Source organism: Halobacillus dabanensis, assembly GCF_900114165.1.
In the GTDB taxonomy this organism is placed as follows: Bacteria; Bacillota; Bacilli; order Bacillales; family Halobacillaceae; genus Halobacillus; species Halobacillus dabanensis.
The window spans coordinates 62,044-82,061 of the sequence record NZ_FOSB01000015.1 but is presented as its reverse complement, the minus strand read 5'-3'; the positions used below and the strand labels follow the sequence as shown (position 1 = coordinate 82,061).

General features: G+C 39.0%; 15 protein-coding genes and 1 pseudogene. 1 reads left to right on the top strand and 15 read right to left on the bottom strand.

The window, feature by feature from the left end; translation table 11 throughout:
- The 14 genes and pseudogenes from BMZ58_RS19170 to BMZ58_RS19105 all read right to left on the bottom strand — a co-directional run.
- Nucleotides 1–228: pseudogene (locus tag BMZ58_RS19170) on the bottom strand (hypothetical protein); the annotation flags it as partial.
- A gap of 808 nt (nucleotides 229–1,036) precedes the next feature.
- Nucleotides 1,037–1,930 carry an ectoine hydroxylase gene (gene thpD / locus BMZ58_RS19165; protein ID WP_075038143.1) on the bottom strand — a complete coding sequence of 298 codons (894 nt, stop codon included), beginning with the start codon at nucleotides 1,928–1,930 and terminating at the stop codon, nucleotides 1,037–1,039.
- Between the two features lie 775 nt (nucleotides 1,931–2,705).
- Complete coding sequence (locus tag BMZ58_RS19160; RefSeq protein ID WP_075038142.1) at nucleotides 2,706–3,497, bottom strand: DUF2935 domain-containing protein; 792 nt, start codon at nucleotides 3,495–3,497, stop codon at nucleotides 2,706–2,708.
- Between the two features lie 382 nt (nucleotides 3,498–3,879).
- Entirely contained in the window at nucleotides 3,880–4,068 is a 189-nt protein-coding gene (locus BMZ58_RS19155) for a hypothetical protein (protein WP_208601444.1), read from the bottom strand.
- A 64-nt stretch (nucleotides 4,069–4,132) separates the two neighbouring features.
- A complete protein-coding gene (locus tag BMZ58_RS19150) occupies nucleotides 4,133–5,266 on the bottom strand; it encodes a glycerate kinase family protein (protein ID WP_075038140.1) in 1,134 nt (377 codons plus the stop codon).
- Nucleotides 5,267–6,961, bottom strand: a complete 1,695-nt coding sequence (locus BMZ58_RS19145) for a sugar phosphorylase (protein ID WP_244151670.1) — start codon at nucleotides 6,959–6,961, stop codon at nucleotides 5,267–5,269.
- A gap of 1 nt (nucleotide 6,962) precedes the next feature.
- Entirely contained in the window at nucleotides 6,963–7,652 is a 690-nt protein-coding gene (pgmB, locus tag BMZ58_RS19140) for a beta-phosphoglucomutase (RefSeq protein ID WP_075038147.1), read from the bottom strand.
- Nucleotides 7,653–7,654: 2 nt separating this feature from the next.
- Entirely contained in the window at nucleotides 7,655–9,904 is a 2,250-nt protein-coding gene (locus BMZ58_RS19135; protein ID WP_075038139.1) for a glycoside hydrolase family 65 protein, read from the bottom strand.
- Complete coding sequence (locus BMZ58_RS19130) at nucleotides 9,901–10,941, bottom strand: Gfo/Idh/MocA family protein (RefSeq protein WP_075038138.1); 1,041 nt, start codon at nucleotides 10,939–10,941, stop codon at nucleotides 9,901–9,903. Before BMZ58_RS19130 ends, BMZ58_RS19135 begins: the two co-directional genes overlap by 4 nt.
- Before the next feature lie 20 nt (nucleotides 10,942–10,961).
- Complete coding sequence (locus BMZ58_RS19125; protein ID WP_075038137.1) at nucleotides 10,962–11,753, bottom strand: sugar phosphate isomerase/epimerase family protein; 792 nt, start codon at nucleotides 11,751–11,753, stop codon at nucleotides 10,962–10,964.
- A gap of 15 nt (nucleotides 11,754–11,768) precedes the next feature.
- Nucleotides 11,769–12,824, bottom strand: coding sequence for a zinc-dependent alcohol dehydrogenase (locus BMZ58_RS19120; RefSeq protein WP_075038146.1), 1,056 nt, complete (start codon nucleotides 12,822–12,824; stop codon nucleotides 11,769–11,771).
- A gap of 8 nt (nucleotides 12,825–12,832) precedes the next feature.
- The gene (locus BMZ58_RS19115; RefSeq protein WP_075038136.1) at nucleotides 12,833–13,687 is read right to left on the bottom strand and encodes a carbohydrate ABC transporter permease; all 855 of its coding nucleotides are present in this window, start codon (nucleotides 13,685–13,687) and stop codon (nucleotides 12,833–12,835) included.
- Nucleotides 13,674–14,555 carry a carbohydrate ABC transporter permease gene (locus BMZ58_RS19110; RefSeq protein ID WP_075038135.1) on the bottom strand — a complete coding sequence of 294 codons (882 nt, stop codon included), beginning with the start codon at nucleotides 14,553–14,555 and terminating at the stop codon, nucleotides 13,674–13,676. The genes BMZ58_RS19115 and BMZ58_RS19110 overlap by 14 nt, the downstream gene beginning before the upstream one ends.
- An 84-nt stretch (nucleotides 14,556–14,639) precedes the next feature.
- Nucleotides 14,640–15,947, bottom strand: coding sequence for an ABC transporter substrate-binding protein (locus BMZ58_RS19105; protein WP_075038134.1), 1,308 nt, complete (start codon nucleotides 15,945–15,947; stop codon nucleotides 14,640–14,642).
- Between the two features lie 319 nt (nucleotides 15,948–16,266).
- Here BMZ58_RS19105 and BMZ58_RS19100 point away from each other — a divergent pair, with 319 nt between their 5' ends.
- Nucleotides 16,267–17,286 carry a LacI family DNA-binding transcriptional regulator gene (locus BMZ58_RS19100; protein ID WP_075038133.1) on the top strand — a complete coding sequence of 340 codons (1,020 nt, stop codon included), beginning with the start codon at nucleotides 16,267–16,269 and terminating at the stop codon, nucleotides 17,284–17,286.
- A 1,047-nt stretch (nucleotides 17,287–18,333) separates the two neighbouring features.
- Here BMZ58_RS19100 and BMZ58_RS21675 read toward each other — a convergent pair.
- On the bottom strand, nucleotides 18,334–19,053 hold the full coding sequence (locus tag BMZ58_RS21675) for a collagen-like domain-containing protein (protein ID WP_208601443.1): 720 nt from the start codon (nucleotides 19,051–19,053) through the stop codon (nucleotides 18,334–18,336).
- Nucleotides 19,054–20,018: the final 965 nt, after the last annotated feature.

Genomic DNA, 20,018 nt, shown 5'->3' with positions numbered 1-20,018 from the left:
GGCTTCCGTTTGGATAGTTTCCAATACTTCATTCAACGGCTTCAGAACAAAGTCCAGGGTTGGTCGTTTGGAAATGCCAAAAGAGATGATTTCTCCATTGAATACGTCCATGATCGGACTCAAATAAAGTTTCTCATTTCCTGCACATTTGAATTCTGTTACATCCGTGACTAATTTTTGGAGGCGGATGGGCGTATGGAACCTGCGTTTTAATCGGTTATCAGCCACTTTCCCAACCGTACCTTTGTACGATTTATACCGGGATTTCCGGGTGAATTTTTCGCTTTTCAAGCCTTGCTACGAGACTTAAGCTTAACTTATACATTAACGTATGACTATTTTTGTTGTAACTTACCTTCAATGATCTTTCATTAACTATCTCTTTAACACAGTCTTTTGACTGCTGCTCAATTAATTGATCAATACATTCCTTTTTATCTCCATCAGTCAAATACAGAAACGATTTTTCTTTTGTAGCCTTCTTTATGACATCGACAGAATTTTTATTTATATTTCTGCCTATATATTTATTAGCAATATAATCTTAAAGGTCTTCACTTATTTTCAATTTTTGAATAACAGTAAAAGCATGCTTACCAACCCCGTTCTTTTCACCTCTGCTAATCCAATCTGGATTAACTCTTATTCCTTGTTAATAATATTTTACTCCCCTTTGTTGATGTATTTCTAATTCCTCTAGATGTACTCCGGCGAAAGTTGATAAAGTATCAATAATACCAAACTGTATCGATGATTCAGGCGGAATAACGTCCATATTATTCAGTTCATTTGCAATATTAATAAACTCCTCAAACTTGTAATTATCCATCCCCCTTCCTATTTCCTGAATTTACCACAACTATGTTTATCAAACTTGCCTTATCAAAATTCCGCTTTTTATGATAGTCCTATTACTTAAGTAAATTAAGGGGTCTATTGAGCAATAAGTTCCTTTCTTTGAATAAAAAAACCGTTCATTAAAGAAAAAACTTTAATGAACGGATTTATTAATGGAAAGCTCCCTGAGAGATATATATTAGTTGAAACTTAAAGAACGTGTACCCTCTCTAACGGCGATAAATTCTGGACGTTCTTTACCTCCTGAAAATGGCTGCACGAGCTGATTTTCAACGCTGTTAAATACCAGGAATAGGTTATTACGGCTATATGGAGTAATATTTCCGTTTGAACCATGCATCGTGTTGGACTCAAATAGAGTGATGGCCCCTGCTTTTCCGGTAGGTACGGAGATTCCTCCGCCATTTTCTGCAAGCCATCTCAGGCTATTTTGATCGGGTACCCCTAATTTCTGCTTCTTCAAGGATTCTTTATAATTGTCTTCTGGTGTCTCTCCTACACAGCTTACAAAATAATTTTGAGAACCAGGAATCAGCATTAGGGGACCATTGAAGGTGTAGTTATCAGATAAAGCTATCGAGAGACTGATCGCTCTCATTCTAGGCATACCGTCTTCTACATGCCAGGTTTCAAAATCGGAGTGCCAGTCGAACTCTTTCCCCGTAAATCCTGGTTTATAGTTGATTCGGGATTGATGAATATATACATCGCTTCCTAGCAGATAATGTACTATGTCTAGGATTCGTTGGTCATTGGTTACTTTCTTAAAATATTCATCATCATTATGCACGTGGAATACTGAGCGGATTTCATCACTCTGCGGCTCACGGATCACCTTATCGGATTCAACATCTTTACTAGAATCCTGCAACTCGAAGATCCCTCTTTGCATCTTCGAAACTTCTTCTTCTGAGAAGAAATTTTCTATTTGCAAGAAGCCATTCTTTTGATAGAAATTCACTTGCTCATCTGATAACGGCCCTTTCTCTGTAGGGTGCGAATGTATTACTGGATCCTTTCTTTCAATTATCTCTGGTTTATTGTTTTTGCGGGATGGATAAAGATCTTCCATTTTCAAACACTCCTTGTCAAAGATTGAATATTTTCCTCAGAGTTTTTGGTTTAGAAGTTGAAAATCCCAAGGAACTTTCCCACGTACTCCGCACATTCCCACTTTTTAAGTAGATAAACACCAATTTTTGAAAATTCCAACAAAAAACCGTCAACCCTCAACGCCAGTAATCAACGAATTTTAACTTTTTTGTATATTTCCATAGTAAAATTTTCTATTTTCTATCGATATGCTTCTTAAAATAGCGTGAGATCATCATCGTTATATTAAGAAAATATAGATCCTCACAAAATAAAAAATAGCTGAAGACCAGTGTTGAGCCTTCAGCCTCGATTATCAGGACTTATTTTACCCACCGACTTTATTCTTGATTTTTGTCATCATAAATTAACCTATCAAATAATCTTGTACAGTATTTTTTTACTTAGAAAAGTAAAAAAACCTCTCAAAAGTTCTGGGAACTAATGAGAGGCTACCTGGATTTTAGACATTAAATCAAAGAAATCCAGTCAATATTCAATTATGTTGCTTCAAAACCTTATTTATCAAAGGGTTTGAGGACAGCTTACATCATGCCGCCCATGGTTTCATCTAAATAAATGGGAGACAATAGAATATATAAAAACAAGTCACAGAAGACTCTATGATACACAAACCAGGTTTTGTTATCAATGTAACCTTAGTAATTATGAGATGCAGTATGTCAAAAAGTATGTCATTCCATCGCATGTTAGAACCTTGCATTTTCATATAAGAAAGCTCGCTATTTAGTAGTTCAATTATTCTTAGTAAGGCTAACCTCAAACATATCTATAATATGAAGGAACCTTTCAGCTTCTCGGAAAACATGATCAGCCAGGAGTGGATGGATATTGCTTTTAATTCTACAGGCTTCAATCAATTCTCTCGCAGTCTTCTTAAAGTCCCGTAAAGCAACTACCGAAACCCTATTCTCATCAAGAAACTGATCTAAAAGTGGCTTAGTTTCTGATTGAGGACGCATGGAATCCAAGTCGACTGCTTGAAATAGTAATTGATCAAAATCATGGCTGAATTCTTTTGCCTGGTTAACTAATTTTCTTTCAGATGGGTCGAGAAGATGACCGATGAATTTAGAATGATCTGCCATTAACCTTAAAAAGAATACATTTTCTTTAATAATTCTAGCCGGTGTTGGTTCCAATTTCCCTTCATTTAATTCTTTCAGCCGCTCAGCGAAATAAGCTGCCTCTCGACTAGTATGGTTAAGTAATAGGGGGAAGTTGTTGGATCTGATTTCACATCGTAGCTCTAGCCCAAGGACCTTTCGTTTATATGCCCAAATAGATGTAGCAGCTTGGAACACTTGACTATTAAAAATAGCGATTTGTTGAGGGTCAGAGCTTGAATTAAAATTACTTAGCTGCTCCTCAATTCTTTCAAATACATGAATAAACTGCTGTGCTTCTTGGATTAATTTCGTATCGTTGAAGTTGAATCCAAGGCTTAAAAACAAGGCATGCTCTTTCATAATCCTTGACCAGAAACGAATTTCGTCCAGTGAGCGAGATACAAACTGATTAACCATATAATTCCCCCCTATAATGTTCTCACCATAGGGATTATATTCGCTAATTTTATTTATCAGAACATCCCATTTATTCACCTTACATTTGACGGAGATATTCTTCTTCAGCAATCTGCTACCTTTTTCAACTGACGACATCCGTTTCTTATAATATTAAATAATAATAGGTGTGTTGTTTTTTTTAAAAAGATGATTCACAATGTTCTTAAAATGAATGTCGTGGTAAGGCTGTTTTAAATGTAATCCGTATTCATCAAAACAAGATGAAATTTCTAATCCTTTGTTGTAGTAATCGTCAATTACTTTGAAATTATCGACCATGAAGATATCGTTTTCCTTTGAAATCCCCCTCAACTCTTGGATGTATTCAAAGATACTGTACTCAATAATTGTTAGAATCGTGATTGTACCTAGCTGCGTTAGGGTTTAAAGTTTCGATGTGATCCTTTAATTGAGTCGCCCATGAGTTTATATTCTCGGTAGTTTGTGCGCTATCGTGACCATCTGCGACAGCTCCATACGTCCAGCTATCACCATATACTACAATAACAATCGGCCTTTGCTTTTTCATATCATCATTGAATTGAATCAACCTTTTTAGCTTCATGATTAGATCTATCTATAAGTTTTGATTGTTAGGATTCATTAATTTGCAGTAAGGAGATTATCTGGGCTGTTGTAAATTTCGTATTTTCATACGTATTCTCTATGGCTTCTTCCATTGAACATGGAGACGACTGAATGGAGAATACCGCCTCCAAAGGATGATAATGGTCTCGAAGTTCGATACCTCCTGCCAGGGCAATAGCAGGTACATGATACTTGGAAGCATATTCGGCAACCGAAACAGGTACTTTCCCCTGCATGGATTGAGCGTCAAGATTTCCTTCCCCGGTTAGTACAAAATCAGAGGTTCGAATTTCATCTTCCAATCTTAGTAATTCCGCAATTACAGTAAAACCTGATTTCAATTCTGCATTCATAATTCCCGCCAGGGCACCACCTAATCCGCCGGCGGCACCAGCACCCTTTAAGGATTGCAAGTCGATTTTCTTGGTATTCATAACAAGAGATGCTAAACCTTTCAAACCACTATCGAGATCTGCTATTTGATTCATATCTGCCCCTTTTTGTGGTCCATAGATATAGGCGGCTCCGTTCTCTCCATAGAATGGATTTTTAACATCGCATAATACAGTAATGCGACAATCTTCCAATTCTTTAAGCACATTTGCAGTATCCATCTGTGTGATTTGGTTTAGTATATTCTCTTCGCTTGTTAGCAGATTGTCCTCTTGATCAAAAAAACGATAACCTAAAGCCTGAAGCATACCCGTACCGCCATCTGTTGTAGCGCTTCCACCTAACGAAATAATTAGATCATTAAAACCTGATTTTAGAGCAGCTCTAATTTGTTCCCCTAAACCGTAAGAGTTTAACAAATAAGGATCTCGTTTATTTTTCGGCACCAAGGTTAATCCAGTACTGCGGGCACATTCGATAAAGGCAGTCTCCTTTCCCTGATAGGAAAGAATGGCAAAACTTGTCTCCACCCTTTGGTCTGGCAGAGGACCACGTACCTTTACTTTTACTTTCTTTTCAATCAAACCCTCTATAACTTCAAGAGTTCCTTCTCCACCATCTCCCATAGGTAATACTTTGACAAAAGCCTCGGGGGCTGCATTTAATACTCCTTCTTTCATAGCTTCACCAAGCTCTCTAGCGGATAAGGAACCCTTAAAAGAATCAGGAGCAATGGTTATTTTCATTTAATTGACCTGCCCTTTCTTCACCCATGCATATCCATAGCAAGGTAAAAGGATAGAATTTGCTGTTTTTTGGTTTGTAAATAATTCAGTACCTTGAAATGGGAGAGGGATTTCCAACTCCTCCCTCGAGGTATTGACGGCAAAAAACACTTCTTCTTCCGTTTCTGGATTTTTACGTATTAATGCGAACACTTTTGGGTGGGGCTCCAGAACTTCCTGCTCCCCAAAAGGTGAAAAAGCGCTATGCTGCTTCCTGATTTCTATCATTTTCTTCATACCTTGAAAAATACTGGATCGTCTCGGATCATTTTTTAGTTGATGATTAATATCATTAAGCTCAAGCTTTTCCCTGTTAATACGACGAGCAATTCCCGACTCTTTCATACCTGCTACATCATTCGATGAGCCCAGTAACGAATGATAATAAATCGCTGGAACACCGATTAATGACAGAAGAATGGAGTGAGCGGCCAGCATCTTCTTTATCTCATCTTCCTTCGTCGTATCTTCACGGGGGTCGCGCAATGCTTCTGAATAGTTAATGTTCAGTTCATAGACAGACTGCGTCCCATCAGGATTACTCTTATATGATACTTCTCCACCGTTCTTTTTCGTCTGCTCCACTAACCCCATACGATCCTCTTCGCTTAATATGCCTTCTGTTGGACGCATTCCTATCCCGTCATGACTCGCAAGAAAGTTAAAATACGTAGCCTGATCAGATACTTTATGGATGGTTTTTGCCCATTCCGTCAATGTTCCTACATCGTTTTTCATAAAACTATATAACACTAGAGGCGGGAGAGCGAATTGATAGACCATATTCGCTTCATTCGTACCATTGCCAAAATAGCTTATGTTTTCCTTATGAGGTACATTGGTTTCCGTAATAATTTGAGTATTAGGCTTAAATATATTTACGACCGTATTCCATAGCTGAATAATAGCGTGGGCTTCAGGCAAATGGATACTTGAGGTTCCTGATTCTTTCCAAATAAATCCGATGGCATCAAGCCGAATGCTGGTTCCGCCTTCATGAATGTACGATAGGAGTATATCCGTCATCTCTATTAATACTTCTGGATTTCTAAAATTAACGTCTACCTGGTCTTTACTAAAAGTGGTCCAGGCTGTTTTTGTTTGATCTCCTGCCCTATATTCATGATAAAGGGGGGAGGTTCTTGGTCTTACTACGTTCTCACTATCAAATTCTACTTGCTCAGGAATGAAGTAATCCTGATAATAGGGATCGTCTGCTAAATATTTTTGAAACCATTCGCTAGATTGAGATATATGATTAGCTACAAAATCAAACATCAGTCGGTAGTCTTTTGAGAAATATCGAATGTTCTCCCAGTTTCCTAAATCAGGGTGAATTTTTCTATAATCTGTTACAGAAAAACCATCATCTGAAGTATATGGAAACATAGGCAGTAAGTGAACATCCGTAATTGAATCCCCTACGGTCTCTTTTAGAAACTTGTGCAGAGTTGGTAGTGTAGGCTTATCTTCCTCATAAATGCTATCTCCATAAGTAATCAGATAAACGTTTCTTTCTGTAGGAGGGAGAACTTCTTCCCACTCTTCTTTCTCCCATTTAATTAGTAAGTCTTCGAATCTACCGATCACATTTCCATCTACTTCCCCATAAATCTCTTCAAGGTGACTAGCTATCTTCTCCATAGATTGAACCACGTTACCCCCTCCTTGCCATTGAATTTTTAGTAAGAAATCTATTTTTGATTGAGGTCCAACTCAGATATTCAGTGCTCTTCCATGTGAGATCTGCTTCTTCTAAATTCTTTCCTACCCCTACTGCATACATTCCTGCCTTTTTAATAGCTTCAATACCCACTCTAGCATCTTCAATACCAATTGAATGTCCGGGACGAGCCTCTAATGCTTCACATACGGTTAGGAAAATTTCAGGATCAGGTTTGCTACGCTTCATTCGACTTGCATCTGCGCAGTATTCAAATAAATGATCTATTTCCAAGGCTCTTAGAACAGTGGGAGCATTTTTAGAAGCTGAAGCAACCCCTAGGGGTATATTTTCGTTTTTGATTTCCGTAATAAGCTCCATAATCCCCGGCAGAACATCTTCAGGAGTTAATTCCTGGATCATTTCTTTATAGTACTCATTTTTTTGTCTGGCCAGTTTTTCCATTTCATTCTTGGAAAACTTATCTTCTTTACCTCCATGGTCTAAAATAATACGGAGAGATTCCTGGCGGCTTACACCTTTCAAATTTTCATTTACTGAGGGATTGAAAGGTATATCTAATTCTTCAGCTATTTTTCCCCAGGCTAAGTAATGGTAATAAGCCGTATCTGTAATTACTCCATCAAGATCAAACACCACGGCTTCTACATGATCTGAATTCATATTCAACTACCTTCCTCCTGATAATTTGCTAGTTTGTCAATTTCCAATAGCTGATCCTCTTCCAAGTAATGACGTTGTCCGAATGCTTCCACATAGACAGGCGGCCCATAAACTTTACGAATATAAAGTTTACCACCATTGATTTCTGTAATCATTTTTCTTTGTCGATAATAAAATGGAAATTTAAGATAGGACCAGGACTCAGGGATTTGGGGATCGAAATGAATGGTGTTCTCTCTAAATTGCATGTTGAGAAAACTAGAAACCGCTAACCAAAGAGCTCCTAGAGATGCCCCGTGAATGCCTTCATCTGATGATTTCGGGTTCGGACCAAGATCGATTAGGCACGCTTCTTGAAATAACTGATAAGCTCGCTCATTCTCCCCGCTTCGCATCGCTATTATGGAATGGATCGCTTTACTTAAGGAAGAGTCGTGAATCGTTCTTTCCTCATAATAGCGATAATTTCTTTTCATAACGTCTTGAGAAAATAGGTGTGGGAAAAGGTATAACAACATCACCACATCAGCTTGTTTCAGAACTTGCATTTCATTAACTTCTTCTCTGGAATAATCAAGTAAAATCGACTGACTACCTTGAGTTTGTTTATACTTTGTCAGGTCAATCGCAGGCTTGTTCAAGAATGTGTCATCCTGAGGGATCAGCATATCCTCATTAACCTGGGGCAAATATAACCGATCAAGAGCGTCTTCGATCCTTGCCTTTTGCTTTAGATCTTTTTGATTAAATTGACTCATGTACTTCAGCGTTTCTTGCAGCACATAATGTACCATGTAATTAGTGTAAGCATTATTATCAATAAACTCCGTATACTCATCTGGGCCGATCACATTCAGAATATGGAATTGACCGTTTCTTTCCACAGTCCGACTTAACCAGTATTCACTGACTTCCTTTAGAAGTTCTAACCCTTTCTCCCTCATAAACCTCTTGTCTTCCGTAACTTTATAATAGTGCAGAACAGCAAACGCAACATCAGCGACTATATGATGTTCAGCAAGTGCGGAAGCAACTTTCTGTCTTTTTCCAGTCTTAATATTGATAGCTGCATATTCAGGCGTTTCCTCTTTCCCTGTCCGTGCACTTTCCCAAGGAAACTGGACACCCTTATACCCCTTCTGAGCCGCTAACTCCTTGGCAGGAAATAATCGATTGTACCTGTACTCTAAGAGAGATTTGGCTGTTTCCGGTTCGTTGTATAAATGGTAAGGAAGCATAAAAATTTCAGTATCCCAGAAAACATGCCCTTTGTACCCTTCTCCCGTTAAACCCTTGGCTGCCATACTAAGGTTATTATTATGTTTGGGTGTCATGATTTGTAAGTGATATTGTGCAAAATCTACAGCAAGCTGATCCATCTTATTCGATGAATGGATTTCAATTCTTTGTTCATTCCAAAACTTGTCCCATGCATCCATCGAAGCCTTGCGAATTTCGTCATACCCAAGGGCAGCTAGATCTTTAACTTTTTCTAATCCCAGATGCGGAAGAACTTTTTCTTCTTCGTCTAAACTTGTATAAACCGAAATGAATTTCTCTATCGTGAATGGCTCTGCTTCTCTCAGACTGGTAGAAGCCTCACTTACTAACTGACGGTTCTTGGAAACATAATTCACGTTACAGGTGTGCGAGTACAGACATGCAGCAGATAAAACGATGGATTGATCGGAACGAGTGGTTTTATAAACCCCTTGCATGTATTGTTCATCATGTACCCTTACGTTTTCTTCCTTTAAATGCTGCCGGCCATGGTTCGTTTGTTGAGCATCTATGCCAGTTCGTATGGATAGATGGACAGGCTTATTTAAACTTGTCAGTGTAATTCTAGAAGCCATTGCATGCTGGTCATGTTTGGCTACCAATCTATGAAAGGAAAGTTGCAATTGAAGTCCACACTCGCTTTTCCATAGATAGTCATGAGTGATTTCTCCTCTATCCATATGCAAAGTTCGTTGATAATCAGCGATTTTTCCACATAGAGATGAAAACGGCCTTCCATCTATTTCAAGCTCCACTCCCAGTACATCTGGTAGATTTACAATTTCCTCAGGCTCTTCCTCATTCGTATTGTTGTAAATACCCGCGATGAAAAAACCCCTTCTTTGGATGGGCAGGTTTTCCTCATGGACGCCTCTAACACCCATGTAACCATTGCCGAGGGTCATAAGAGTGCCGAATTTATTTAACTTCTGCAGATCAAAACTCTTTTCTGATAGTTTTAATTTCTTCATATATAAATACTCTCTCCCAGTTCTGCTGATTTATAAAGCGACTCTATGATAGTTTGGATTTTAAATCCTTCTTCCCCACTAGCTATATCTTCCTCAGCGGACCCTCTGCATTTCCTCACAAAAGAGTGTATAGCTCTTCTTTCAGCATGATCTTCCACCATATCCTCTTGGACTAAGGAAACTAATTCACCTTTATGATCCGAATAGATTTCTAGGGGGTACAAGGTTGCTCCAGCCTTATCCCCATGAAATTCAGCATTCAACTGCTTGGTTTCTTTGATGTTCAAAGCAAATGACGTACTAATTTGTATTAATCCACCATTGGTTAGTTCAATAAATCCGAAAAAAGAATCCTCGACTTCATACTTCTCTGGGTTCCATTGACCGAACGAGCCCTCGGATTTATAGGGACCAATCTTATTAAACATCTTCCCTGTAACCTTTTTCACTTTTGGAAAACCCAAAATATAAAAAGCCGTGTCCAACATATGTATGCCAATATCAATTAACGGACCGCCACCCTGGAGATCCTTATCAATAAAGCTTCCCCAGCCCGGGACCCCAGACCTCCGAAGAGCAGAAAGATTAATATGATACACATCTCCAAGCTTACCCTGGCGATATTCCTCCCGAATTCTTCTTGCTTCTAAAGAGAAACGGTGTTGGAAATTATATGAAAGAACTACGCCTTTACGCTCGGCTAACTCCATCATTTCTTTGGCTTCTTCGGCCAAGATGCTTGGTGGCTTTTCACATAGCACGTGACATCCTGCCTTAAGAGCTGCAGTCACGTGTTCATAATGATATTTGTTAGGAGTGCACACACTAACCAAATCAGGCTGCTCCTTCTTCAGTAATTCATGAATGTCACCGTAATACCCGGGAATATTATTCTTCAGTGCAAATTGGCGGGCATTCTCCTTGTTGCTGTTCAAGACAGCTACAATTTCAACACCCTCTATTTCTGAATAACTTGGGAGGTGTTTGGTTTCAGCAACCTGACCTCCCCCGATAATGGCAACTTTAGTATTAGCCAAGCCAGTCCCTCCCCTGGTTCTTATAGTAATGATTGCAGAAAATTGACCGAATGCTTGTATTCTTCCTCAGAATTCTCACCTCTAACACGGCATTCAATCGTTAAGTAACCCTGATACCCATTCTTTTTCAATTGTTCAAAACATTGACGAAAATCAATGGATCCACTTCCCGGCTGGTGACGGTGATTATCTGCCAGGTGTATATGAGTCATGAGATCCTTATGTGTTTTCAATGACTCTACCAGGCTGTCTTCTTCAATATTCATATGGTAAAAATCACCGATAATTTTTGTGTGACTTAAATTATTTTGTTCGATATACTTTCTCGCCGTTTCTACTTTATTAATCATGTGATCTTGATAGCGGTTTAATGGCTCTAAAAATACGGTTGTTTCTGTAGCTCTGGCGACCTTATCCAATTGAATAAGGGAATCACTCACTACTCGCCAGTCTTCTTCTTGACTTCTTGGAGATTCCATCGGAGGCAGTCGATAGGTGAACATCCCCCAGGCGGCAGGAACGACCATTCCTTCCCCTCCCACATACTGAAGGGATTTTAATATCCCCGTGATTTCACGTAGTCCATTTTGCCTTTTTTCTTCAGAGAAGTCCCCTATCCATCCGTCGTAACCTCCACAAGCAGCATGGACGCCAATGCCCGTCTGCTCAATAGCCTGCTTAATTTCATCTTTTTTCTCGACTAATAACTTCCCATCAATCTCAAAGGCTTCAAAGCCTAAATTCTTGATATAAGTAAACTTCTCCATAATATTCTCGGGGAAAAAATCCTGATTTTGTGTAGCTAGTTTCATGAAACCTCTCCTTTGTTAGACATGTTTAACTCCCATTTTTATACTAAGCTCAGGTGATTGGTCCACATATTTCATGTAGGCTTCTGCACTTGTTTCAAAATCAACGACTGGATCGATTATATTCTCACAGTTTAAATGCCCATTCATCAGTAACTCCCAACAAGTCCTTTCCAACCGCTTCCGATCCCAACGAGGATAATCACGATTGGGTTCGCTTGCCGCTCTTGAGAAAACCAGATTGGCATTATTGAAATGTGCTTCTCTTCCGAAATTTAATCCAGCCGGGAAAGGTTTTGCAAAGGCAATATAAGCAATCGTTCCGGCGTACCCTATCCCTTTCAATGCGTCCTGCAAGGCACTGCCAATTCCACTGGTTTCAATCCAGACGTCCACCCCTTGTTTATCCGTGGCTTTTTTCACCTCATAACCAGCATCCGTAGAAACCGGGTCTAAGCACAAATCAGCACCACCGGATTTAGCTATTTCCCTTCTATGTTCGATTGGATCAACCCCTATGACAAGGCCTGCTCCCATTCTCTCAACTAATTGAATAGCGAGTTGGCCGATGGCTCCCAGACCTGAAATGGCCACCGTATCCCCCGGGCGAACGTGAGCATCCCTCACTGCACCTAAAGCAAATTGGAGAGGGTCATAACAGACAGCATTTTGCCACTTTCCACCCTCAGGCATTTTCAGCAATCTGTGGTTATTGATTCCGTTTACGCCTACATAGTCTGAGATAGGTCCATAAGTACAGACCCGCTCTCCTAAAGAATAGCCTGATACTTGTTCTCCCATTTCTACAATTCTTCCAACGATCATGTTCCCGAGCTGAAATTCTCCAAATACAATCCCTTTCTCCTCCGGATTTTTTCTTGGCACAAAACTTCTCCATTCCTCCGAAAACTCTTCATCCATAAAAGGAGTAATTCCTCTAAAATCAACTACCTCCGTACCATGCTTTGGAGCTGAAAATTCAACTTCTATCTTTACTTCGTCAGCGTTTATTTCGACCGCTTCAAGATTTAAAAGTTCTGCTTTTCTTGGTTCTGTAGCCACAAGCGTTTTTATATATTCACTCATCCTTTAACTCCTCCATCCGTTGTATTTCCTTTAATTAAACTTTCAGATATTGCATACAAAATCACCACTGGTATCGCCGTTACAATGGACGCTGCCATCATTCTCCCCCACACATAGTCCGGTGTACTGAACAAGGAGTATAACCCTACTGGAAGTGTGAAGTTCTCAGAGCTCGAGAAAAATATAGAAGCGAACAGAAAATCATTCCACGCGACCATGAAACAATAGACAAAAACAGAAACTATCCCCGCAAAGGATAGCGGAATGATAATGTAAAAAATAACTTTTACTCGATTTAACCCATCGATCTTCGCGGCTTCTTCTAAATCTTTAGGTATCGTTTCAAAATAACTATTGAGCATTAAGATTGCGGTCGGAAGGGTCTGGACAATCATAATTATTATCAGAGAAGTTCTAGTATCATAAAGTCCAAATCCCGAAATCAGCTTAAACAGAGGAACGATCAGCAATATCCCTGAAAACATATAGACCATGTAAAAACTGGCGTTGATCTGGATTCTCCACCTGAAATTCAACCTTGAAAGCGCGTATGCCCCAAATATGGCAATTCCTACTGATATAAGAGAAGCCGTTAAGGAGACCATAAGGCTATTTTGTAAATAAGTTAAGTAAGGAAAAATATCCGGATTAAAAATATCTACAAAATGTCTCAGAGTCCATTGTTCAGGGAAGAAAGTTGGATTAGTAGCTATCGCTTCCTCCGAACTTTTAAATGCCGTCATTAACATGATGAAGAATGGAAATAAACATATGAACAATAACAACGCCATTCCAACATAGAAAAAAGCACGTTTTAGCATTTTATCTGATTTAGTATTAACTGCTGGCATTTAAATTCACCCGCTTCCTGACTACAATTATTAATGTGCAGATGATACAGAATAAAATTACTGAAATCGCTGAAGCTTTACCTAGATCATTAAAGGCAAAGGCTGTCTCATAGAGATAGATACCCAGAACATTTACTTTGTTTGTAAGCAAGTACACATCTTCAAACATGTAAAACATCCAAATCGTTCTTAACGTAATAACCGTCATCATGACGGGCATAATGGCTGGCAAAGTCACAGCCTTGAATTTCTGCCATATGTTCGCCCCATCCATTTCCGCCGCTTCATACAAAGTAGGTGAAATAGTCTGAAGAATAGCTAAAAAGGCAATAAAGGCATAAGGGAAGTATCTCCATATAGCAAACAGAACGACTAAAATAAAACTACTTGTCGGGTTATCAAACCAAAGGGGAGCTCTGTCAAAAATATGTAGAATGTCTCTCCCAATGTAATTAATAATCCCGTATCCATTATTAAACATATACTTCCAAGCAAAAATCAGTGAAATGGAAGGTGTAACATAGGATAAAATAATTAAAGAACGAGCAAGCTTTCTGAATTTAAAAGGCCTATTAAATAAAATCGCTACGTATAGACCTAGTGCTGTGCTGCCCGCAACGACCAACAAAGTGTAAAGAAGGGTGATCCCGAGAGATTTATAAAACTCTGCATCTCCTAATGTCTCCGAGAAATTTTCAAATCCAATAAACTCAGAAGGCAGATTAGGGTTAATCGACTGTTGGAAAAAACTGATGTAGAAGTTGGATAACATCGGATAGCCTATTAATAATAATATTAAGAGCGCACTAGGGAGCAATAATATTAAGGCCAATTTTCCATCTGATGTTTCTTTTTTTGCTTTAAACATAGCTCATGCCTTCCTTTCTACTCTTTAGAAATAATGAAGCTGCAGAATAAACATCACTACTCTGCAGCTTTTTTAACTTCGTGCTTAATCTACTACTTTATCCAGCTGGTCTTTAGCGGTTTGCATGGCCTCATCTACACTAGCCCCGCCGACCACCGCATCATTAATCATCAATGGAATAGCATTAGAGCTGGTAATGTCCCCCATCTTCACATAGTTTTTATCATCAACCAGACCAAATACTTTGATTTCATTGAACGATTCAGCAATTTCTGTAGGTAAGTCACCGAAAGCTTGAATCACTTCGTTGGATTGGTATGTTTCATTTTCTACTACATTTTTACTTACCGGCTGAGCTCCGCCTGGAGACATTAACACATACTCTGTAGCATTCTCCCCTTCTGAAAGAAATTCAATAAAGGTTTGAGCGGCTTCTTTTTGTTTGTCTTCCAATCCGGCAGGAATCGTCAGTGAGCTTACTGTTCCATATACAGCTTCCTGTTCTTCATTAGGGATAGCGTAACCTAAGTTCTCCGCTTTACCTGCTTCATACACTGCTGGCAAAAGATAAGTGGAATACATCGCCATAGGGGCCGTTCCGTTCATAAAGGCATCTTTCACCTCTGTTACACCATTCGATCCGGGCATCGTGTATTGTGCCAAGTCTTTATAGAATGATAATGCCTCTTGCATTTCAGGGGTATCCAAAGTAATTTCCCCTTCTGAGTTTAAGATGTTCGCATTATTAGATAGAGCGAATTGAGAGAAAGCCTGTTCAGAGAACGTGTTTTCCACAGTTGGCAAAGCGATTCCATATTCCTGATTTCCAACGTCCGTAAATGCTTTCGCCACTTCCTTTACTTCCTCCCAGCTTTGAGGCTCCTCAAACCCTTTAGATGCTAACATTTCTTTATCGTACCAAATGCCTTGTACCCACCCACTGATAGGTACGCCTCTGTAACTTTCCCCATCTTCTGTTCTGACAAGCTTAAGCGCCCCTTCATAGTAGTTATTTCCTCCAATATTCCCAATTACTTCATTAACAGCTTCAGTATCAATTAGAGCATCTTTATCCATTACTTTCGCATAATCCTGTCCTACTTCAATTACTTCTGGAAGTTCCCCAGATTGAGCAAGAGTTACAATTTTTGTGGTAAGGTTACTTTCTTCTACAACAACAGGGTCAATGGTAATGTCCGGATTCTCTTCTTCAAATTTACTAATTAACCCATTGATCACATCCAGACGTTCCTGCTCGACAGATGTATGCATAAATTCAATCGTTACACCCTTATCCTCGCCCCCGCTACCTCCGGATTGGCTAGAACAACCAATAAGTACTACAGATAACATTAACCCTACAATTAGCCAGTGCAGTTTCAAATTCTTCATTTTACCCCTCCTGTTATTTATCCTTCTCCCATGTTCCTCTTTTGTACACAACCGATATTTTTGTAATTTAGGGAGCGCTCCCAAAAAAAGATAAAAGAATTATGATAGCGCTGCCATTTGTTGAAATCATATTACACTCTGAGATATGTGTCAACTTAATTTTCGAAAAATTATTGATTTTAAAGGGTTTATCAGGTGAAATTAAATGATTTAAATCCATAATTTTCTATACGAAGAAATTAAATCGAATAATTAGTAATGACATCTTACTTGGGATTTGGTAAGATTAAATGGAACCGCTACCAAAAGAGGTGAAGATATGAAACCAAACATTTATGATATAGCTAAAGCGGCAAATGTTTCAAAATCTACCGTATCCAGAGTCTTAAATAACAATCCGAATATATCAGCCAAAGCAAAGGATAAAGTTCAAAGAGCGATTAAAGAGCTTAATTATCAACCAAGTAAAGTAGCACGCGGCCTGTCTGCTGGATTTGATGCTATTCTCGTAGTCTCTCGCTCCACCAACACTACAAAAAATAATCCTTTCTTTTCTGAAATACTTCATATTATTTCGCAGTTTTCAGAAGAACAAGATTATGATGTATTGTTGCAAACATCCCAGAATGATGTAGAAGAATTGAAGCGATGTATTGAAAAAACAGCTTCTAAAATAGTGAAGGGAATCATTATGTTGAGTTCCCCATCGGACGAAGAATATTTTAAGGAAATTGATAAATTCAATATACCCACCATAGTCATTGGTAAAGTAATTGGTGAGCATAAAAATATTTATTCAGTAGATACCAATAACTTTCTTGATAGTTATAACCTGGTTCAATACATGGTAGACCTTGGTCATAAGGATATCGCCTGCTTATACTCACCACAGGAATATAACGTTTCCATTGATCGACTGGAGGGATATAAACAATGCTTAGCGGACAACAAGCTTTCCACCAATGAGAACCTCATGGTTAATTGCGGTTTCACCATGAATGAAGCCTATAGCAACTCTCAAGACTTGTTTGCATTGAATAAATTACCATCGGCTATATTTGCAACTGATGATTTGAAGCTCCTTAGCCTATATAAGAACCTGGATGAGCGTAACATCTCTACCCCGTCAGAAATTTTAATCGGCGGTTATAGCAATACAGAAATCACGTCATTTCTATTCCCTTCCATCATTCAAATTGAGAACCCAACGTTTGAACTAGGAAAAACAGCGACTCAGCATCTGTTTAGAGCTATTAATGGCGAGGGTAGCTTAGAACGTAATATCATTATCCCTACCCATCGAACTGTCCAGGGTTCCAAGTATAAAAAACAGCTGTAAGTTTACTAAAAAAGCAAGAAGGAAGATCTAATAGATACACCTGAGTGGAATAAAAAAACCGCCGTAGAAGAATTATCATTCATCTACGGCGGTTTTCCTTTATGTATGAAACATTATAGTTTTCTTTCTATTTTTACCGAGTATCAATTATTCTGCCTTATAAAAAATGCTTGTACTGCTCCATTTATGGGGTCTTATGCCCAACCATATTTGAATACTAATCCCCTTTGAACAGATTAAGTCTTTTTGGGAAAATATATCTGTTTAAATTGAAAAGATGCTGAACACAATTAATATTTCTATCCATAGAAAAGCCTCTCAAAAGTTCTGAAAACTAATGAGAGGCTAATTAAAATATAACATTTTGCCTTTTTGAATGACAAAAAAGTATGTCAATCAGGGTTTAAACCAGGCAACAAAACCCTTCATATCAGGGTTTCGGGCGTTATTACATCATGCCGCCCATACTTGAAAGAGTTTTCCCCCACTTTTCATCTCCGTGATTCACCTTAAATTCGAGTTAACCACACAGGCAAAAACAGAACGAATATTCGTGTAATTTCGGAGAACTTTTCCGATTCGTGAGGTTTTCTGTGAGGTTCTAAAACCTCACAAGTATCCTCCACTTAGAATTTATTAATGAAACAAAACCACAATCACTCCACCATACACATCGAGTGATTATTGTCCCCTGTTACTTTTCTTGTGACTTTTTAGTAGTCACATTCTCCTTGACGAATTGGTTTAGAATGCCGTCAACAAAAAGACCAACAGCTTAGAAGGCTGTTGGAGCGCATATGATTAAACTTTATAAGTAAGGTTGTAATACCAGCAAATTAACCTCTTTGGGGATTAAATCTGATGGATCCAAATAGAAATGGGGCAATAATTATGAAATCCTGCCCCATTTCTGCCCCAAAGGAACATATTCTTAATTACTCGAGTTTCTTCATTGTATTTATTCAAAAGATAATTCTGAGAGCAAAGAGTTCTGAGGGGGCTCGAAAGCTACCTCGCCCCTACAGCATATTATCCTACCTTCACCGTCTATTCGAGTCGCGTGATAACAAGGTGTGCTGAAACAGGCTCTGTTCCTCCAGCGACGGGAGTGATAGTTAGTGCTGTGGTATTGTCAGCAGGATTTCGGACAGTGAGTATTGAATTGATGCTTGTCGTTGTAACAAGAGCTATTCCAACTATCTGAGAAGTACCAGTTGCTCGCCCGACCACCGTATAGGGTTGTTCAATGTCATTGATAGTTAAGACCAGTTGGCCCGGTTCGGTGACACTTACTTGAAACAAAACCTGATATGTGCCAATTTCAGCCAAGTTAAATGTATCAGCACTAGTTCGGGCAATTAATCCATCGGCACTAATAGGTCCATCTTGCGGAAAATCTACATCTTCACCGGGGGCAACCGTTGCAGCATTATCAGGAGGCATCAAAGCATAAAAATCTGCAAAGGCTAATACTCCTCCCGCTGGCCCAGCAGGCCCCTGTGGTCCAGTAGCCCCAGTTTCTCCCTGTGGTCCAGCAGGCCCTTGAGGTCCAGTAGCCCCAGTTTCTCCCTGTGGTCCAGCAGGCCCTTGAGGTCCAGTAGCCCCAGTTTCTCCCTGTGGTCCAGCAGGCCCCTGAGGTCCAATAGCCCCGGTTTCTCCCTGTGGTCCCATAGGACCTCGCGGACCAGGTGGACAGTCGCAGTCAGGCCTTAACCTTTTGGGGAGGGGAGGACAGCAGTTACTGTTTATATTTTTTCTATGAGCCATGTTTTCCATCTCCTTTCCTTATGGTTATAGTATGAAATTAATCAATTTACTGCATGGGCAAGAAAGCAAGAGATAGTAATTAATACATACACCTAGGTCTACAATCTTTAGAAGGGCTGTAGAATATGGAATCTGTTAGACTTAAGAAGATTTAATGAAGGGCGGCTATAGGTTACCCAATTATGCAACCGATGGAGATTTCGGAGATGAAACGTAAGGGCTGTCCCAAAAGTATTCAAGTTCAATTAAACACGGCTTAACTCTAATATCTCAAAATCGAATCTTCTAGAAAACTGCCCTTATCTTGAAGACTCAGTTTCGAGATAATAATCCCTTGGTCACCCAGCATTAACGAGGTTCATTTAATAGTCCCTCGATCCCGATTATGTCCATCAATTAATTATATCTTTCAGTAACTCCCTCTATATCGAACCTCTGTTCTTATATTTATTACAATGTAAACAAACATAATCTTACAACTTTTAAAAAGAACTTTTAGTCTACTTGTCGAATAACTATCAAGGCCTAAACGACCTCCCCCTTGTCAAAATGGATGTCTATTTAGGATACTTACTAAATTCCCGCAAAAACTTGTTTATATCAACTTCTGTAACCTTCCATTAGCACCTAATTGAAGTAATAAAAAACTCTCTCCTTCCCCTACAAAAGTAAAAAAAGCCACAACCCCTGTTTATCAAGGTTTGTGGCTTTACTTTTATTATAAGATCGGAGCTCATCCGACCCCGAAGGCTTCTATATTTTGTTGTCTTACTATTAATATATACGAAATGCGATAAGCTCGCAATCCATTAGGTTTGAGTTTGGACATTTTAGGATTGTTTAGGAAGAAAAATAATCGTTGTTGACGTGTTTGGTCAACAATTCGTCAACAAAAAGACCAACAGCTTAGAAGGCTGTTGGAGTAAGTAGGAATGCATAAGATGGACTATTACAGAACACTATTA

What these genes read in the sequence shown, in the direction of transcription:
- thpD (WP_075038143.1), bottom strand. Translation starts at nt 1,930, where the DNA reads ATGGAAGATCTTTATCCATCCCGCAAAAACAATAAACCAGAGATAATT.
- BMZ58_RS19160 (WP_075038142.1), bottom strand. Translation starts at nt 3,497, where the DNA reads ATGGTTAATCAGTTTGTATCTCGCTCACTGGACGAAATTCGTTTCTGG.
- BMZ58_RS19155 (WP_208601444.1), bottom strand. Translation starts at nt 4,068, where the DNA reads ATGAAAAAGCAAAGGCCGATTGTTATTGTAGTATATGGTGATAGCTGG.
- BMZ58_RS19150 (WP_075038140.1), bottom strand. Translation starts at nt 5,266, where the DNA reads ATGAAAATAACCATTGCTCCTGATTCTTTTAAGGGTTCCTTATCCGCT.
- pgmB (WP_075038147.1), bottom strand. Translation starts at nt 7,652, where the DNA reads ATGAATTCAGATCATGTAGAAGCCGTGGTGTTTGATCTTGATGGAGTA.
- BMZ58_RS19135 (WP_075038139.1), bottom strand. Translation starts at nt 9,904, where the DNA reads ATGAAGAAATTAAAACTATCAGAAAAGAGTTTTGATCTGCAGAAGTTA.
- BMZ58_RS19125 (WP_075038137.1), bottom strand. Translation starts at nt 11,753, where the DNA reads ATGAAACTAGCTACACAAAATCAGGATTTTTTCCCCGAGAATATTATG.
- BMZ58_RS19115 (WP_075038136.1), bottom strand. Translation starts at nt 13,687, where the DNA reads ATGCCAGCAGTTAATACTAAATCAGATAAAATGCTAAAACGTGCTTTT.
- BMZ58_RS19110 (WP_075038135.1), bottom strand. Translation starts at nt 14,555, where the DNA reads ATGTTTAAAGCAAAAAAAGAAACATCAGATGGAAAATTGGCCTTAATA.
- BMZ58_RS19105 (WP_075038134.1), bottom strand. Translation starts at nt 15,947, where the DNA reads ATGAAGAATTTGAAACTGCACTGGCTAATTGTAGGGTTAATGTTATCT.
- BMZ58_RS19100 (WP_075038133.1), top strand. Translation starts at nt 16,267, where the DNA reads ATGAAACCAAACATTTATGATATAGCTAAAGCGGCAAATGTTTCAAAA.
- BMZ58_RS21675 (WP_208601443.1), bottom strand. Translation starts at nt 19,053, where the DNA reads ATGGCTCATAGAAAAAATATAAACAGTAACTGCTGTCCTCCCCTCCCC.